This window comes from Pseudomonas saudimassiliensis (assembly GCF_000939975.1).
Classification (GTDB): Bacteria; Pseudomonadota; Gammaproteobacteria; order Pseudomonadales; family Pseudomonadaceae; genus Halopseudomonas; species Halopseudomonas saudimassiliensis.
The window spans coordinates 1,533,139-1,548,908 of the sequence record NZ_LK391969.1; the positions used below are offsets into that span (position 1 = coordinate 1,533,139).

The 15,770-nt window shown below is 61.5% G+C and carries 13 protein-coding genes and 1 tRNA gene; 10 read left to right on the top strand and 4 right to left on the bottom strand.

What is annotated here, in order from left to right; translation table 11 throughout:
• Positions 1-54: 54 nt before the first annotated feature.
• Complete coding sequence (gene glnK, locus VG99_RS07155; RefSeq protein ID WP_036988956.1) at positions 55-393, bottom strand: P-II family nitrogen regulator; 339 nt, start codon at positions 391-393, stop codon at positions 55-57.
• Positions 394-879: 486 nt separating this feature from the next.
• On the opposite strand from glnK, the gene VG99_RS07160 reads away from it, so the two are divergent.
• Together VG99_RS07160 and VG99_RS07165 are read left to right on the top strand one after the other, a co-directional pair.
• The gene (locus tag VG99_RS07160) at positions 880-1,122 is read left to right on the top strand and encodes an accessory factor UbiK family protein (RefSeq protein WP_044499058.1); all 243 of its coding nucleotides are present in this window, start codon (positions 880-882) and stop codon (positions 1,120-1,122) included.
• A gap of 49 nt (positions 1,123-1,171) precedes the next feature.
• A complete protein-coding gene (locus VG99_RS07165; RefSeq protein WP_044499060.1) occupies positions 1,172-2,680 on the top strand; it encodes a YifB family Mg chelatase-like AAA ATPase in 1,509 nt (502 codons plus the stop codon).
• Here the strand turns inward: VG99_RS07165 and VG99_RS07170 are convergent.
• The gene (locus VG99_RS07170) at positions 2,673-4,367 is read right to left on the bottom strand and encodes a putative bifunctional diguanylate cyclase/phosphodiesterase (RefSeq protein WP_044499061.1); all 1,695 of its coding nucleotides are present in this window, start codon (positions 4,365-4,367) and stop codon (positions 2,673-2,675) included. The genes VG99_RS07165 and VG99_RS07170 overlap by 8 nt on opposite strands.
• A 146-nt stretch (positions 4,368-4,513) precedes the next feature.
• On the opposite strand from VG99_RS07170, the gene rep reads away from it, so the two are divergent.
• Complete coding sequence (gene rep / locus VG99_RS07175; RefSeq protein WP_044499062.1) at positions 4,514-6,520, top strand: DNA helicase Rep; 2,007 nt, start codon at positions 4,514-4,516, stop codon at positions 6,518-6,520.
• Positions 6,521-6,625: 105 nt separating this feature from the next.
• Here rep and VG99_RS16395 read toward each other — a convergent pair whose 3' ends face one another.
• A complete protein-coding gene (locus VG99_RS16395) occupies positions 6,626-6,943 on the bottom strand; it encodes a c-type cytochrome (RefSeq protein WP_076939784.1) in 318 nt (105 codons plus the stop codon).
• A gap of 332 nt (positions 6,944-7,275) precedes the next feature.
• Between VG99_RS16395 and VG99_RS07185 the strand changes: the two genes are divergently transcribed.
• The 7 genes from VG99_RS07185 (at position 7,276) to codA (ending at position 14,676) form a co-directional block, all read left to right on the top strand.
• Positions 7,276-7,352 (top strand) — tRNA-Arg (locus VG99_RS07185).
• Positions 7,353-7,856: 504 nt separating this feature from the next.
• Positions 7,857-8,996, top strand: a complete 1,140-nt coding sequence (locus tag VG99_RS07190) for a polyamine ABC transporter substrate-binding protein (protein ID WP_044499063.1) — start codon at positions 7,857-7,859, stop codon at positions 8,994-8,996.
• A 45-nt stretch (positions 8,997-9,041) separates the two neighbouring features.
• Complete coding sequence (locus VG99_RS07195; protein WP_239419838.1) at positions 9,042-9,974, top strand: ABC transporter permease; 933 nt, start codon at positions 9,042-9,044, stop codon at positions 9,972-9,974.
• Positions 9,971-10,771 carry an ABC transporter permease gene (locus VG99_RS07200; RefSeq protein WP_044499066.1) on the top strand — a complete coding sequence of 267 codons (801 nt, stop codon included), beginning with the start codon at positions 9,971-9,973 and terminating at the stop codon, positions 10,769-10,771. The genes VG99_RS07195 and VG99_RS07200 overlap by 4 nt, the downstream gene beginning before the upstream one ends.
• Positions 10,772-10,786: 15 nt before the next feature.
• Positions 10,787-11,863 (top strand): ABC transporter ATP-binding protein, encoded by a 1,077-nt coding sequence (locus tag VG99_RS07205; RefSeq protein WP_044499068.1) that lies wholly within the window; start codon positions 10,787-10,789, stop codon positions 11,861-11,863.
• A gap of 26 nt (positions 11,864-11,889) precedes the next feature.
• Positions 11,890-13,401, top strand: a complete 1,512-nt coding sequence (locus VG99_RS07210; RefSeq protein ID WP_044499069.1) for an amidohydrolase — start codon at positions 11,890-11,892, stop codon at positions 13,399-13,401.
• Between the two features lie 51 nt (positions 13,402-13,452).
• Positions 13,453-14,676, top strand: coding sequence for a cytosine deaminase (gene codA / locus VG99_RS07215; RefSeq protein WP_044499071.1), 1,224 nt, complete (start codon positions 13,453-13,455; stop codon positions 14,674-14,676).
• 329 nt (positions 14,677-15,005) lie between these two features.
• Here codA and VG99_RS07220 read toward each other — a convergent pair whose 3' ends face one another.
• On the bottom strand, positions 15,006-15,755 hold the full coding sequence (locus tag VG99_RS07220) for a SapC family protein (protein WP_044499072.1): 750 nt from the start codon (positions 15,753-15,755) through the stop codon (positions 15,006-15,008).
• Positions 15,756-15,770: the final 15 nt, after the last annotated feature.

Consider the following 15,770-nt stretch of genomic DNA (forward strand, 5'->3'; position numbering starts at 1 on the left):
TCAAGCCCCCCAGATAGGCTTTATTACTACTGTCAGCGAATCGGCAAACGAACGTTAGATGGCGTCGGTGCCGGTCTCGCCTGTCCTGATGCGGATGGCCTGTTCCAGCGCCACGACGAAGATCTTGCCGTCACCGATCTTGCCGGTGTTGGCCGCCTTGGTGATGGCTTCGATGACGCGGTCGAGCATGTCGTCGCCGATGGCCACTTCGATTTTCACCTTGGGCAGGAAGTCCACAACGTATTCCGCGCCCCGGTACAGTTCGGTATGGCCCTTCTGCCGGCCAAACCCTTTCACCTCGGTCACGGTAATGCCCTGGACGCCGATCTCGGAAAGCGACTCCCGCACGTCGTCCAGCTTGAATGGCTTGATTACAGCCGTTACTAATTTCATGTTCATACTCCCGTTAAATGGACTGCCCTGGGGGACAGGACAAGTCTATGCCGAGTTAAAGCCTTTTAAAATCGGACTTTGCACGGATGTGTGCAGAAAGAACCTGCAGCACCCCGGCTGGCCGCCGGCGTCGGCCCCTGCTCTGTAGGGGCCAGCCGCACCGAGGGGCGTCGCGGCGTGCGCTGTGTCACAGTTCCGACACTGCGCTATTTCGGTTCCGCCCATGATCCGGCTACCCTGCACCACTGCAGAAACCCTGCCACATTTGAAATTTTCTTTTCTTTCAGCAAGTTAAGGATATTCCAAGGCGTTGCCGAGGCCGCTGAACACGGCCTTTGCACCGGCGTGGTGCAGCGCGAGCGAGCCGATGCGCCACAGATGGGCAGCGGACCGGCTACGGTTTGGGGCAGGCGGCTGCGGATGCTAGACTGCCAGCTGATCCGGCCGTCGCCGGCGCCACCCAATTGACCGGAAACGGAAACGCCCATGTTGCATAAAGTCTTGTTTGATACCGTCGGCTCTCAGGCCGCGAAACTGCTGATGAACGATGGCGCCCGGCCCACCGCCGAGGTGGAGAAACAGCTCAAGGCCATGCTGCAAAGCGCGTTGGCCAAGCTGGATGTGGTCAGCCGTGAAGAGTTCGAGACCCAGCAGATCGTCCTGCTGCGCACCCGGGAACGCCTGGAGGCGCTGGAAAAACGCGTGGCGGAGCTGGAACAGCAACCCTGACGGCGCCGCCGTCACAGCCTCCATAGCGGAGGCGATCAAGGAGTGATCAATGTCCCTGGCGATCGTTCACAGCCGCGCCAAGTTGGGGATCCAGGCACCCCCCGTGATGGTGGAGGTGCATCTGGCCAACGGCATGCCGAGCCTGACGCTGGTCGGGCTGCCGGAAACCGCGGTACGGGAAAGCAAGGACCGGGTGCGCAGCGCGCTGCAAAACGCCCGGCTCGAGTTCCCCAGTCTCAAACGCATCACCATCAACCTGGCACCCGCTGACCTGCCTAAAGAGGGTGGCCGCTTCGACCTGGCGATCGCCCTGGGGCTGCTCGCTGCCAGCGGGCAGATCGCGGCGACGAGCCTGGAGCACTGCGAGGTACTGGGCGAACTGGCGCTGTCAGGCGAACTGCGCCCCGTGCAGGGCGTGCTGCCGGCGGCGTTGGCCTGCCGCGATAACCAGCGCACCCTGCTATTGCCCCGCGCCAATGCAGCGGAGGCCTCCCTGGTGCGCGGTGTGGAGATCATCGCCGCCGATCATTTGCTGGAGCTGTGCGAGCATCTGCGTGGGGAGCAACTCCTGCCTCCGGTGGCGCCCGGGCAACGACCGCCGCTGGCAGACAATCTGCCCGACCTGCGCGACGTGCAGGGCCAGGCACAGGCCAAGCGGGCGCTGATCGTGGCGGCGGCCGGCTCCCATAACCTGCTGCTGTTTGGCCCGCCGGGCACCGGCAAGACCCTGCTGGCCAGCCGCCTGCCCGGCATCCTGCCGGCGCTGGAGGAAGACGAGGCGCTCGAAGTGGCAGCGATCCAATCGGTATGTGGGCGCGGCATGCTGCAACACTGGCCGAGCCGCCCATTCCGCGCGCCCCATCATGGCGCATCCGCTGCGGCCCTGGTCGGCGGCGGCAGCCAACCGCGGCCCGGCGAGATAAGCCAGGCTCACCACGGCGTGCTGTTTCTCGATGAGCTACCGGAGTTCGATCGCAAGGTGCTGGAGATGCTCCGCGAGCCCATGGAGTCGGGGGAAATTCATATTGCCCGGGCCCGGGAACAGCTGTCGTTTCCTGCCCGGTTCCAATTGATCGCGGCCATGAACCCCTGCCCCTGTGGCTACCAGGGTGACCCTTCAGGCCGCTGCCGCTGCTCACCGGAACAGGTCGAGCGCTATCGCAGCAAGCTGTCCGGCCCGCTGCTGGATCGGATCGACCTGCACCTGGCCATGCACAACGAAGCCTTCAGCCTGGCTGGCCAGACCGACAACAAGCCCGATAGCGCCGAGGCCGCTGCCGCGGTAGCCGCCGCCCGGGATCGCCAGTTAAGGCGCCAGGGTTGCCTGAATGCCCATCTCGACTTGCAAGGGGTAGGCCAGCACTGCGCCCTGCAGCAGGCCGATGCCCGTTGGCTGGAGCAGGCGGTGGAACGGTTGGGGTTATCCCGGCGGGCCAGTCACCGCGCCCTGAAGGTAGCGCGAACCTTGGCGGACCTTGAGGAGCAGCGTGATATCGGCAAGCCGCACCTGGCAGAAGCGCTGCAATACCGGCAACTGGACCGGCGGCCGCTCAACTGAGCATCCGGGACTGTATTGCCCCCTGCACGGCCTCGTCGCGCCCGACGCCATAGGCATCGGCGAAATAGCACAACTCGTCAAAGGGCAGCGCGGGGCTGATGAAAAAGCCCTGGATCTGGTCGCAGCCCAGCCCTCGCAGCAGTTCCATCTGGGCCCGCAGCTCGACGCCTTCGGCCACCACCTGCAAACCAAGGCTATGGCCCATGTCGATCATGGCCGCCACCAGTTGACGGTCCGCCGGGCGATCCACGATGCCGCGGACAAAACTGCGGTCCAGCTTGAGCATGTTGATCGGCAACCGATGCAAGTGCACGAAGGAGGAAAAGCCGGTGCCGAAATCATCCAGGGAAAAGCGCACACCCAGCCCGGCCATGCCGGCCATGGCCACCTGCACCTGTTCCGGGCGCTGCATCACCGCGGTTTCGGTCAACTCGAATTCCAGCCGCCGCGGATCGATGCCGGTCGTCTCCACCAGCCGTTCGATGGTCGCCAGCAAGCGCCGGTCGAGAAATTGCCGGAAGGACATGTTGACCGCCACCAGCAGATCGATCCCGCGGCGCTGGAGGATGGCCAGGTCATGGCAGGCCCGGGCGATGACCCAGTAGCCCATCGGCACGATCAGGCCGTTTTCCTCGGCCAGGGGGATGAACTCGTTGGGCCCGAGCAGGCCGCGCTGCGGGTGGCGCCAGCGAATGAGCCCCTCCACGCCGACGATGCGACCGCTGCTCAGCTCCACCCGGGGTTGGTAGTGCAGTTCCAGCTCGTTATTGCGCAGGGCGCGGCGCAGCTGGGCTTCAAATTCGATCTGGCTGGACGCCTCCAGGTTGATGCGCTCGTCGTAGAAATGGAAATGGCAGCCCCGCTGCGCCTTCGCCTGCTGCATCGCGAGTCCGGCGTGCAGCAGCAGATCATCGACCGTCTCCCCGCCCTGGGGGTAGGTCGCGATCCCGATGCTGCAGCCCAGCAACAGGCTTTCATGATCCACCCGGTAAGGTTCGGCCAACTCATCGATGAGCTTCTTCACAACCAGCATGAGGTTGGCGGGCGTCTGGTAATCCTCAACGATGACCGTGAACTCATCGCTGCCCATGCGCCCGACGGTATCGGTGGAGCGCAGCACCTGGCGCAAGCGATCCGCCACCTGGCGGATGATCGCATCGCCGGCTTCATGGCCGAGGCTATCGTTGACGTGACTGAAGTTGTCCAGGTCCAGCGACAGCACCGCCAGGGGCTGATTGGAGCGCAGCGCGCGCTGGATGCCCTGCTGGAGCCGGTCCTGCAACATTTGCCGGTTGCAGCACCCGGTCAGCGGATCGTTGCTGGCTGCCCGCAGCAAAGCCTGCTGCAGCTCGAAGCGTTCACCGGCAAAGCGCAGGCAGCGCAGGAACTCACCGCTACCGGCCTGGATGGAAATACTGTCCCCGGCACCAGCGGGCAACACTGCGGGAAGATCATGCTCGGCAAGATGCACAACCGGCATGCTGTCCTGATACTGTGGGGGAATGGGGAAAAACCGGTGGGATGCCAGGATTACCGTCGCGGGCTCGGCCAGGGCCAGCTCCGCGGTCTGCTGCCAGGTATCAGCCAACACCACGGGCGGCGCACCGTCTGCGGTGAGACGGGCTGTCAATTGCCGAGCAGCGGCGTCGCCTGCCAGCAATACAATCCGTTGTAATGACCTTTCCATGGACAACAGTGCACCTCGTCTCGAATCCGGGTCTGAATACTGTCATGTCAGACTAGCTTTTGGCCATTATGCTGTCGAGCATTTCCAGCCCGGCGGTTAGCATACCCTATGCTAGAATCGCGCACCCGGCTTTGCGTGAGGTCATTGTGTCGCAACTCAACCCCCGTCAACAGGAAGCTGTCCACTATATCGGTGGCCCCATGCTCGTGCTGGCCGGTGCCGGAAGCGGCAAGACCAGCGTGATCACCCGCAAGATAGCCTACCTGATCAAGGAATGCGGCCTGCGCGCGCAGAATATTGTCGCGGTCACCTTCACCAACAAGGCCGCCCGGGAGATGAAGGAGCGCGTCAGCGCACTGCTGCGCGGCGCCGAAGGTCGCGGATTGACGGTTTCGACCTTCCACAACCTGGGCCTGAACATCATCCGCAAGGAACACCAGCGCCTGGGTTACAAACCCGGCTTCTCGATCTTCGACCAGAACGATGCCCAGGCGCTGATCAACGACCTGATGCACAAGGATTACGGCGCCGATGACGGGGCAGACGGCATCCAGGCGCAGATCTCCGCCTGGAAGAACGACCTGATCACCCCCGAGGAAGCCCTGGCGCAGGCGAAGACGCCCCAGCAGCAGACCGCGGCCAGTGTCTACATGCACTACAACCGCACCCTCAAGGCGTACAACGCGGTCGATTTCGATGACCTGATTCTGATCCCGGTCCTGCTGTTTCGCGATCACCCGGACGTGCTGGAAAAGTGGCAGTTCCGTATCCGCTACATGCTGGTCGACGAATACCAGGACACCAATGCCAGCCAGTACCTGCTGGTCAAGATGCTGGTGGGCAGCCAGGCGCGCTTCACCGTGGTGGGCGATGACGACCAGTCGATCTACGCCTGGCGCGGCGCCCGCCCCGAGAACCTGGCCCAGCTGAAGGAAGACTTCCCTTCGCTCAAGGTAGTGATGCTGGAGCAGAACTACCGCTCCACCAGCCGCATCCTCAAGGCGGCCAACACCCTGATCGCCAATAACCCCCACGTGTTCGAAAAACAGTTGTGGAGTGAGCTCGGCTACGGCGACCCGATCCGCGTGATCCGTTGCCGTAACGAGGACGCCGAGGCCGAGCGCGTGGCCACCGACATCCAGAACCTGCACCTCAAGCATCGGATACCTTGGAAGGACATCGCCATTCTCTACCGGGGCAACCACCAGTCCCGGCTGATCGAACTCAAGCTGCAGCATCATCAGATCCCCTATCACCTGTCGGGGGGCACGAGTTTCTTCAGCCGGCAGGAGGTCAAGGACGTGATGTCCTACTTCCGCCTGCTGGTCAATCCCGACGACGACAACGCCCTGCTGCGGGTCATCAACGTACCGCGCCGGGAGATCGGCCCGGCGACCCTGGAAAAACTCGGCACCTACGCCAACCAGCGCGGCATCAGCCTGTTCGCCGCCTGCACCGAAATGGGCCTGGCCGAGCACATGGAACCACGCTACTGCGAGCGGCTGCAGCGTTTCGGTCACTGGCTGGAAAAGGTCCGCCAACAGTGCGCCCAGAACGAGCCCATCGCCGCCCTGCGCAGCATGGTGATGGACCTGGACTACGAGAACTGGATCCGGCAGAACTGCTCCAGCGACGAGATCGCCGCCAAGCGCATGGGCAACGTCTGGTTCCTGCTGGACTCGCTGAAAACCACCATGGACCGCGACGAAACCGGCGAGACCACCTTCGAGGACGCCATCGCCAAACTGGTGCTGCGCGACATGCTCGAACGCCAGGAAGAGGAAGAGGACGCCGACCGCGTGCAGCTGATGACCATGCACGCCTCCAAGGGGCTGGAATATCCCCATGTCTACGTGCTCGGCATGGAAGAGGAGATCCTTCCACACCGCTCCAGCATCGAAGCCGATAGCGTGGACGAGGAACGCCGGCTGGCCTACGTGGCCATCACCCGGGCCAAGCGCAATCTCACCTTCACCTTCGCCGCGCGCCGGCGCCAGTTCGGCGAGATCATTGACTGCCTGCCCAGCCGTTTTCTCGATGAGCTTCCGTCCGAAGACCTGGAATGGGAAGGCACCGAGGACGTTCCGGTGGAGCAGAAGCAGGCCCGCGGCAATACTGCCTTGGCGGATATCCGCAGCCTGCTCGGCCGCTAGGGCCGCAGATCCCGGAGCAGTACCACCGCGGTGCGCCCACAATGCCCACCCCAGAAACAGAAAAACCACCGCAACGGGTGGTTTTTCGGTCAAGCCTGACTCAGCTCAGTTGAGGGACAGGATCCACTCAGCCAGCGCGGCGGCTTCTTCATCGTTAACAGCATTCGGCGGCATGGGGATCGGACCCCAGTTGCCCTGGGAGCCATTCTTGATGCTGGCAATGATGTGGTCTGCATCACCCGCATACTTGGCAGCCACTTCCTTCATCGCCGGGCCAACCACCTTGTTATCGACACTGTGGCAAGCCACACAGGTCTTGGCGGAAAACAGCGCCTCGCCCTGGGAACCACCGGCAGCCTCTTCGCCACCAGCGGCAGCAGCAGCGGGTGCCGCGGCAACTGCATTGGCGCACTCATCACCCACCAAGCAAACGCTACCGTACGGCTTGAGACGCTCGGCAATGGCCTCGTCGGTCGCGGCGAAGGAGTTACCGGCAACAAGGGCAAGCGTGGCGGCGGACGCAGCCAGATATTTTTTCAAGATCGTCACTTATACATCCTCATCATGGCTATAGGTATGAGCCCAAGTACAGTGCCCGGACAATTGCGCGAGTATACCGGTAAACCCATATCCCGCAAAACAGCAACCTTGCCCAGCGACAAGCCGCCGCACCCGGGCGTTGCTTATCAACACAGCGGTATTGTACCGAAACCATGGACGAACGGCTTATCTATGAGTATCATGGCGGCCCTTACGCACCCGTAGCTCAGCTGGATAGAGTACTGCCCTCCGAAGGCAGGGGTCACAGGTTCGAATCCTGTCGGGTGCGCCATTCATGTTATCCACCAAACCTCCACTGCCGACCCTCCCGGCAGCCTCGCAGACTTCGCTAATACCCGCTCTGATCTTCTTGTAACCGCCATGCAGCAGGCGACGCTCTTATTCGAGAGTCGGCAGGTGCTGGCCGTGGTCGCGTAGCGGGACGACAGTGGCTGGGCCAGATCCCGCCCTACCGGCCTGCCAGTACTACCCTCCGTCCCAGCGTCGGACAGACATCCTGATACACCCCCACAGCGGGGAATCCCTGCCCCGGTTTGTCCCACTACGGCGACACCCCGCCAGCCAAGCGCACCAAACGGGTTCACTCACGTCTTCGGACCAGGCTGAAAGCCGCAAACAATACCTATGCAAGGCTGGCATGCCTGTTGCAGCGCCTCATGGCGAGCGGTGTGCGAAGGCGACCGCTGCAGTGACATTACCTGGATGGGATGGGCAGTACCGGTGCGCCGCAGTGCACTTCCCCGGACATCCCTCCTTCAGCTCAAGGAAATCAACCATGTCTAGAAAGTCTGATTCAGGTGCCCCGTCCTTATCTCGCCGCCAGATGCTCAAGGCTGCGGGGTTAGCCATGGGAGCCGCCGCGGTAGGCTTCTCTCCCTTCACCTCTGCGCAACAACCGCACCGGACGTTGAACATCCTCACCTGGCCGGGCCACGCTGATCCCTTTGCTGTCGCCGAGTTCGAGAAGCTCCATAACTGTACCGTGGTAGCCCGTGAGTATGTGGGTGGGGAAGCCATGCTCGGCCTGATCAATCAGGCGCCGCCCGGAATGTTCGATGTGGTCATGGCCGATGCCGAGTATGTGGACATGCTGCGCATGGGCAACTTCATCGACAAGCTGAACCCTGATGATTATCCAATCGCGGACTTCTTCCCCGAGTTCCAGCGCTTTGAGGGACATTGGGACGGTGATGACCTGTACTCGGTCATGCTGCGCTTCGGTTATATCGGCATGGCCTATCGCACCGATGTATTTACCCCCGAGGAAGTCAGCTCCTATGCCGCGCTCTGGTCTGAAAAGGCCAAGGGTCGCCTGGGTATGTTCGACTGGTACCTGCCGACCATGGGTTGCCTCAGTCTGCATCAGCACAACCCGCTGCCCTTCGATATCAATAATGCGCAGTTCGATCTGCTGAGCAAGTCGCTTACCTCGTTGGCCCCTCAAGTCAGCGGCTTCTACTCCATGTCCAGCCTGTTTTCCATGCTGTCCAACGGCACCGCCGCCATCATCCCGGGTATCGGCGACTGGGTAGTTAACCTGCTGCAACAGGATGGCGTGCCCGTCGCTGCCATCGTGCCCGAAGAAGGCGGACTGCAGTGGACCGAGTCGCTGTCGATCGTGTCGTCCTCACGAAACAAGGATCTGGCCAAGCTGTTCATCCAGTACATGACCTCCCCGGAGGGGCAGATCCGCACCGCTCGCCTGCCGGCCTATGTCGCCTCCATTCCTAACCGCAAAGGCTGGGAGCTGCTGAATGAACGTCACCCGGAGGATGCCAAGATGCTGGGGCTGACCCTCGACGGCCCGAATGTCATGGACGACTACGCCAAGGGCAAGATCCACCTGCGTAAATTGCCGGTGCAGCAGGATATCGACCGCTGGAACGATGTATGGACGGCGTTCAAGTCGGCCTGAGTTGAACGGGCCGGCGCTGTCGGCCCCTACCTGCGGAGAAGTGTCATGAACAGTAGAACGGTCATTCCCGCTACTACCGGCGACGGCCCAGTTCCGGTAGCCAGTATGGGCAGACGGCCCGTACCACGGCGCACGCACGGGGTGCGCTTTGCACTCGGACTGGCGGTCCCACCCCTGGTCTGGCAGCTGGCATTTTTTATCGGCCCGCTGCTGGTCCTGATTGCAATGACTTTCTGGTCGGTCAAGATGTTCCGCCTGACCCCGGATATGGTCCTGAGCAACTGGACCCACCTGCTTAACGCCTCCTTCTTCAAGAATGCCTATATCTATACCTTCTGGGTTGCGGCTCTGAGCGCGATACTGGCCAGTGTTCTGGCGTTGCCGGTCTCCTATACCCTGGCACGGAAGGTGTCGCCCTTCACCCAACGCCTGGCCATGCTGCTGCTGATCGTGACTTTTTTCACCAGCTACCCCGTACGTATCTACGCCTGGCAGATCGTGTTCAGTCCCAACGGCATTATCAACAGTGTGCTGGCCCTGGTCGGCATGGAGCCGGTAATTATTCTGAACACCACTACCGCCACCGTGGTGGGTTTTCTGACATTGGTTATGCCGCTGGTCATTCTGATCCAGACCTTTGCCATTGCCAGCGTCGACCAGCGCTTGATCGAAGCGGCATATAACCTTGGATGCAGCCACCGCCGGACGCTGTTCACCGTCCTGTTTCCCTCGGCGCGCATCGGTCTGATCCTGGCAGGGACCTTCGCATTCGTACTGTCGTTTGGTGATTACATCTCGCCGGCGCTGTTGGGCGGATCCCGCCCACCGACGCTAAGCATCCTGCTCACCGATCAGGTCAAGTCGGGCAACCATTGGCCCCGTGCCGCCGTGGTCGCCGTGGTGATGATCCTCACCCTGCTCACTGTTGTGCTTAGCATGCTGGCCCTGGCCTACCGGAAGAAAGGAGCTGCCGCATGAACGCTGCCAAGCCCCATTCCAATGTGGTGTTGTACGGCTACGTTGGTCTGATCTTCATCTTTGTCTTTACCCCCATACTCACCACGGTGGTATTCGCCTTCGATGTTAACCGCTACCCCAGCTTGCCGATGGGCGGGCTGACTCTGGACTGGTTTCGGCAGGTCCTGAATGACGCGTCTCTTTCCCGCGGCGTCAGCACAAGCCTCACCGTCGCGCTGTGTACCGCCGTGGTGTCGACCGCGCTGGGTTTTGCCGGTGCCTATGTCGACTACCGCTACCGGTTCCTGGGCAAGAACCTGTATCTGGCGCTGCTGACGCTCCCGCCGCTGGTACCGGTAGTCATCCTGGGGTTGGCCATGCTCACCTTCCAATCACGCATCGGGTTGGCCGGCTCCATGCCGGGCATCATCGTTGGGCATATCGTGCTCTGTGCACCCTTTGCCCTGGCGTTGATCCGCATGCGCCTGGCCAGCCTCGATCCGGATATTGAGGCCGCCGCCTGGAATCTGGGGGCTACGCAAATGAGCACGCTGCGGTCGGTCATTCTGCCGTTCTGTCTGCCGTCCATCGTTGCCTGCCTGTTCCTTACCGCAGCGATTTCCTTCGATGAATTCATGATTGCCTGGTTTGTCGGCGGTACCAACGAGACGCTGCCGGTGCGAGTCCTTGCCATGCTCCAGGGGCAAGTGAGTCCTCGAATCAATGCCGTTGGCACCCTGGTATTCGGGCTGAGCATCGCCCTGATCCTGCTCTCCCAGTTATTCACCCATGGCCGTCGTGGCCGCACTCAGAACTGATCGGAGGACTGAACAATGTCAGTCACCATGCTCGAACTGGATAATCTTGAGAAAGAATTCGGCACATCCAAGGCTGTGGACGGCGTATCGCTTACCGTGATGAAGGGTGAGTTCATCGCCATCATGGGCCCCTCGGGTTGTGGCAAGACCTCCACGCTGCGCATGATCGCCGGGCTGGATTCGCCAACCGACGGCGAAATCCGCCTATGGGGTCGCCGCATCAACGAGGATCCGGCCTGGAAGCGGGACGCGCCGCTGGTCTGGCAGAACTATGCACTGTTCCCGCTGATGTCGGTGCGCAAGAACGTCGAGTTCGGGCTCAAGCAGCGCGGCCTTCCCAGCGCCCGCCGGGTGAAGAAGGCCGAGGAATGGATGGAACGCATGGGCATTCTGGAGTTTGCCGATCGTCGTATTGATCAGCTCTCCGGTGGCCAGCGCCAGCGGGTCGCACTGGCCAGAGCGCTGGCCAACGAGCCGGAAATGCTGTTGCTGGACGAACCGCTTTCGGCCCTGGATCCGCATTTGCGCATCAAGATGCAGGCCGAGCTGGTGCGCCTGCACCGTGAGCTCAACATTACCTTCATCTACATCACCCACAGCCAGTCCGAGGCCTTCGCCATGGCCGATCGCGTGGTCGTCATGAGCGGCGGTCGCATCCAGCAGGTCGCTACCCCCCAGGAGCTGTATCGCAAGCCAGCCAACCGCTTCGTCGCCGAGTTCATCGGCGGTAACAATCTGTTCGCCGGCCAGCTGCACGCCGATGACCGCGGCTACCGCTTCACCACTGCCGTACGGGACATTGTCGTCGAGCGTCCGACCACCCTGGATCCCAACCAGGCAGACTGCCTGATGGTACCTGCAGACCGTATCGAATTGGATGACCGCCGGCTGGGCCATGGCAACGAGATTGAGGCATGCATTTCCACCATAGAAATCATGGGCTCCACCGCGACGCTGCATCTGGAAAGTGATGCCGGCGAAGAGCTGCAGGTGCAAACCAGCATGCGCGAGCTGGATAGCAGGCGCTACCTGGTGGGCGCTCCGGTAGTAGCCCGCTGGCAGGCCGCGGACAGCCTGCTGCTCAGCGCTTGAACACAACCCAAACAGGAGCACGATGCATGTCGATTTTAATACGCAATGCCACCATTCTCGCCATGGACAGCACCCATGGCTCCACACCCTTTACGGGCGATCTGTTGATCGAAGGCGACAGTATCCGCGAGGTGGGCGATCACCTGCTCGCCCCGCCGGACGCGACCGTGATCGACGGCACCGGCAAGCTCGTCATGCCGGGGCTCATCAACAGTCACCTGCACTCTGGTGAGGCATTGTTCAAAGGGCGCTACGACAACCTGCCGCTGGAGCTCTGGATGCTGTATTCCTACCCTGTACTGGGTACCAGCAGTGTCGACGAGCGTATTATCTATCTGCGCAGCATGCTGGTCGCCATCGAGGCGCTTAAAACCGGCACTACCTGCATTACCGATGACCTGTTCGAATCGCCGGCCCAAACCCTGGGTCAGCTCAACGCAGCGGTAGAGGCCTACGACGACATCGGCATCCGTGCCACCGTGTCAGGCCACATGATCGACAAACCCTATCTGGATACCATCCCGTTCTCTCGGGAGTTTCTGCCGGCGTCGTGCCAAGCGCAGCTCGATAATATGGCGCCGCCATCGGCTGACGAATTCGTCGATTTTGCCAAGGCGGCCTATCAGGAGTTTCACGGCCGGTCCGGACGCATCCGCTTCATGGTGGCGCCCTCTGCTCCCCAGCGTTGCTCCGACACCCTGCTCCAGGCGGCCGATGAACTGGCGCGGCAGTGGCAGGTTCCCTTCCACACCCATATTGTTGAAACCAAGGTCCAGGGTTGCACCGGTCCGGCGTTGTACGGCAAGACGCTGGTGCAGCACATGTATGATCTTGGCATTCTCCATTCGGGCGTGACCATCGCTCATTCCGTCTGGGTTACCGATCGGGATATAGAACTGATGGGCAACGCTGGCGTTTCCGTGGTGCACAATGTGATATCCAACCAGAAACTCGGCGCCGGCATTGCCCCAGTGCGCAAGCTGCTGGATGCGGGTGTCAATCTGGCCCTGGGTACTGACGGCATCTGCTCCAATGACAGTGCCAGGATGTTCGACGTCATGAAGGCCGCCGGGTTGCTGCACAATGTCTCCACCCCAAACTACGAACGCTGGCTCAACGCAAGTGAGGTCATCCACGCCGCCACCGTCGGCGGGGCCCGGAGTGCGTTGATTGATAACATCACGGGTTCACTGGAAGTCGGCAAGCGCGCCGATCTGCTGATACTGGATATGCAGAGTGTCAACTTCATGCCGCTCAATGATATTCGCAACCATCTGGTCTACTGTGAAAACGGCTCGTCCATCGAAAAGGTCATCGTTAACGGCGAGATCGTGGTGGATAACGGCAAACTGACTCGAATCGACGAGGCGGCCATTCTCGCCGAACTGCGTGCCCTGATGCCGGCCTTCTTGGCATACCACACTACCGTCGAACAGGAAAATGCCGCCCTGGCGGAAGGCATTGCCGCCATTCATCGGCACTGCAACCAGATGGATATCGGTATCCACCGGCTGGGTACTGATACCGCCTGGAACTGATCAACCGGTAATTTTGCCCGCGCGTACCGCGCGGGGCAGCAGGGAGACGCCATGCAACACACCATCAACGCCATCATCAATGCCCGGCTGCCCGGCCGGGAGGGTCTGTTTCATATCCCCATCAGCCAGGGCTGTTTTGGCCAGATCCAGCCGCAGCAGGCCAGCTGCGACGCCGGGCCGGCGGACCTGGACGCCCGCGGCAATCTCGTCAGCCCACCTTTTGTCGAGCCTCACATTCACCTTGACGCTGCGTTTACCGCGGGCGAGCCACGCTGGAACCAGAGCGGCACCCTGTTTGAGGGTATCGAGTGCTGGGCTGATCGCAAACCGCTGCTAAGCCGAGAGGATGTAATAGGTCGCGCGGAACGAGCCCTGCACCTCTTTGCCGACAACGGCATTCAGCATGTGCGGACCCATGTGGACGTCACCGACCCCTCGCTCACCGCGCTAAACGCCATGCTGGAGGTACGCGAGCGCGTGGCGGAGCTGGTCGATCTGCAGATAGTCGCCTTTCCCCAGGAGGGCATCTGTTCTTTCCCGCATGGGCACGAGCTGATGGAAGAGGCGATACGGCTGGGAGCCGATGTGGTCGGCGGTATCCCCCACTTCGAATACACCAGAGACGACGGTGTCGCCTCGGTACGCTGGTTGATGGAACTGGCGCACAAACATGACCTGCTGGTGGATGTGCATTGCGACGAGATCGATGACCCGCAATCGCGCTTTCTGGAAGTACTGGCGGCGGAGGCGCTGCGCCTGGACTACGGCGCCAGGGTAACGGCCAGCCACACCTGCGCGATGGGCTCCTACAATGACGCCTACTGCAGCCGGCTATTTCGCCTGCTGACCCGCTCCGGCCTGCGCTTCCTGTCCATGCCTACCGAAAGCCTGCATCTGCAGGGCCGCTTCGATAGCTATCCCAAGCGTCGCGGCCTGACGCGCGTACCGGAGCTTCTCGAAGCCGGCCTCAAGGTGGCCTTCGGTCAGGACTCCATCCGCGATCCCTGGTATCCGCTGGGCAACGGCAACATGCTGCGCACCCTGGATGTCGGTCTGCACGCCTGCCATATGCTTGGCATGGATTGGATAGACAGCTGCCTCGAATTGATCACTTCCAACGGGGCGGCCGCACTGAATCTGCAGAATTACGGCATCGAGCCAGGTCTACCGGCCAGATGCATAGTGCTCCACGGCAGCTCCCCCTACGAGGTCCTGCTGGAACAGAAGCCGGTGCTGGCCTCCATTCGTGACGGCAGGGTACTGGTGTCCAGATAGCGCGCTAAAGGGGTGGGCATGTACCCCTCATGCAACCGGGTCGTGCGGGGGGATTCCCGCCTTCGCACGAATGATAACCTGGCGCGTCCAGGCGCGACTGTCTGGGCGCTGCTGTCGGTATCGTCGTCAGTCTCGATTTGCACCCGGCTACGCCCGAGGTGCTTCCGCTGTTGGTGACCACACCGGTAGCCCGGTGATCATGGAGCGCCCATCCTCGACACGCTTAGACCACACTGGCAGGGCACCATAGAAAAAGCCCCGACCAGATCACTCAGGCCGGGGCTTTGCCGCGGTATTACCAGGAGCAGAAGGACATTACCTTCCCAGCATCAGTGCTTCACCGGCTCCGCAACGTCGGCGGGCTTGTTTTTCAGGTAATTTTCGAACAGCTGGTTGGCGTTGCCCAGGGACATCAGGTGGGCGTAGATCCAGCCCAAAAAGCCGCTCTTGTGCAGGCTCAGGACCTGTTCATCGGTCAGCTCAGCGAAGCGAGCCTCGTCCACCGCATGGAAGTCGCGCATGATAAAGCTCTCGCCGCTGGGGTGAGTCAGCTGGAGGGTGCGGGGGGTGAGCAGTTGCAGCTCGTTCAGCGCCTTGACCAGCTCTCGGGTGCGCTCCATTTCAACGGTGAAGTTCTGCAGGAACTGGATCATCTCGTCCAGATAGGCGGAGTTTTCGCCGTCTGCGGTGAACAGCTCACGGCCTTCTTCCTCATTCCAGCCGCTGTAGGCGGCGTCGAAGCAGACGGTGAAATTATCAGCGTCGTCCTGTGCCAGGACGAAGGGGTAACGCCGTACGAACGCGGGGATATAGGTGTTTGCCTGCCACTTGTAGGACTCGTCCAGGTAACTGTTCTGCCCTTCTTTGAGCCCCAGCAGCGCGATCGGCATCAGTTGATCGTCCTGCCCGATGAACACGATCGGGTAGTGCCGTGCGGCCTGAAAGAATTCCAGGCCTGCCAGCGGCACCAGGTGGGTCTCTGCGGCAAAGGCGCAATCCTCCGCAAGCCTGACCTTGAGGACCTTGTGCGCATCGCGATTGAGAGCTTTGATTTCCTTGTAAAGCAACATAGTTGTCATGCCTGACCTACTCCA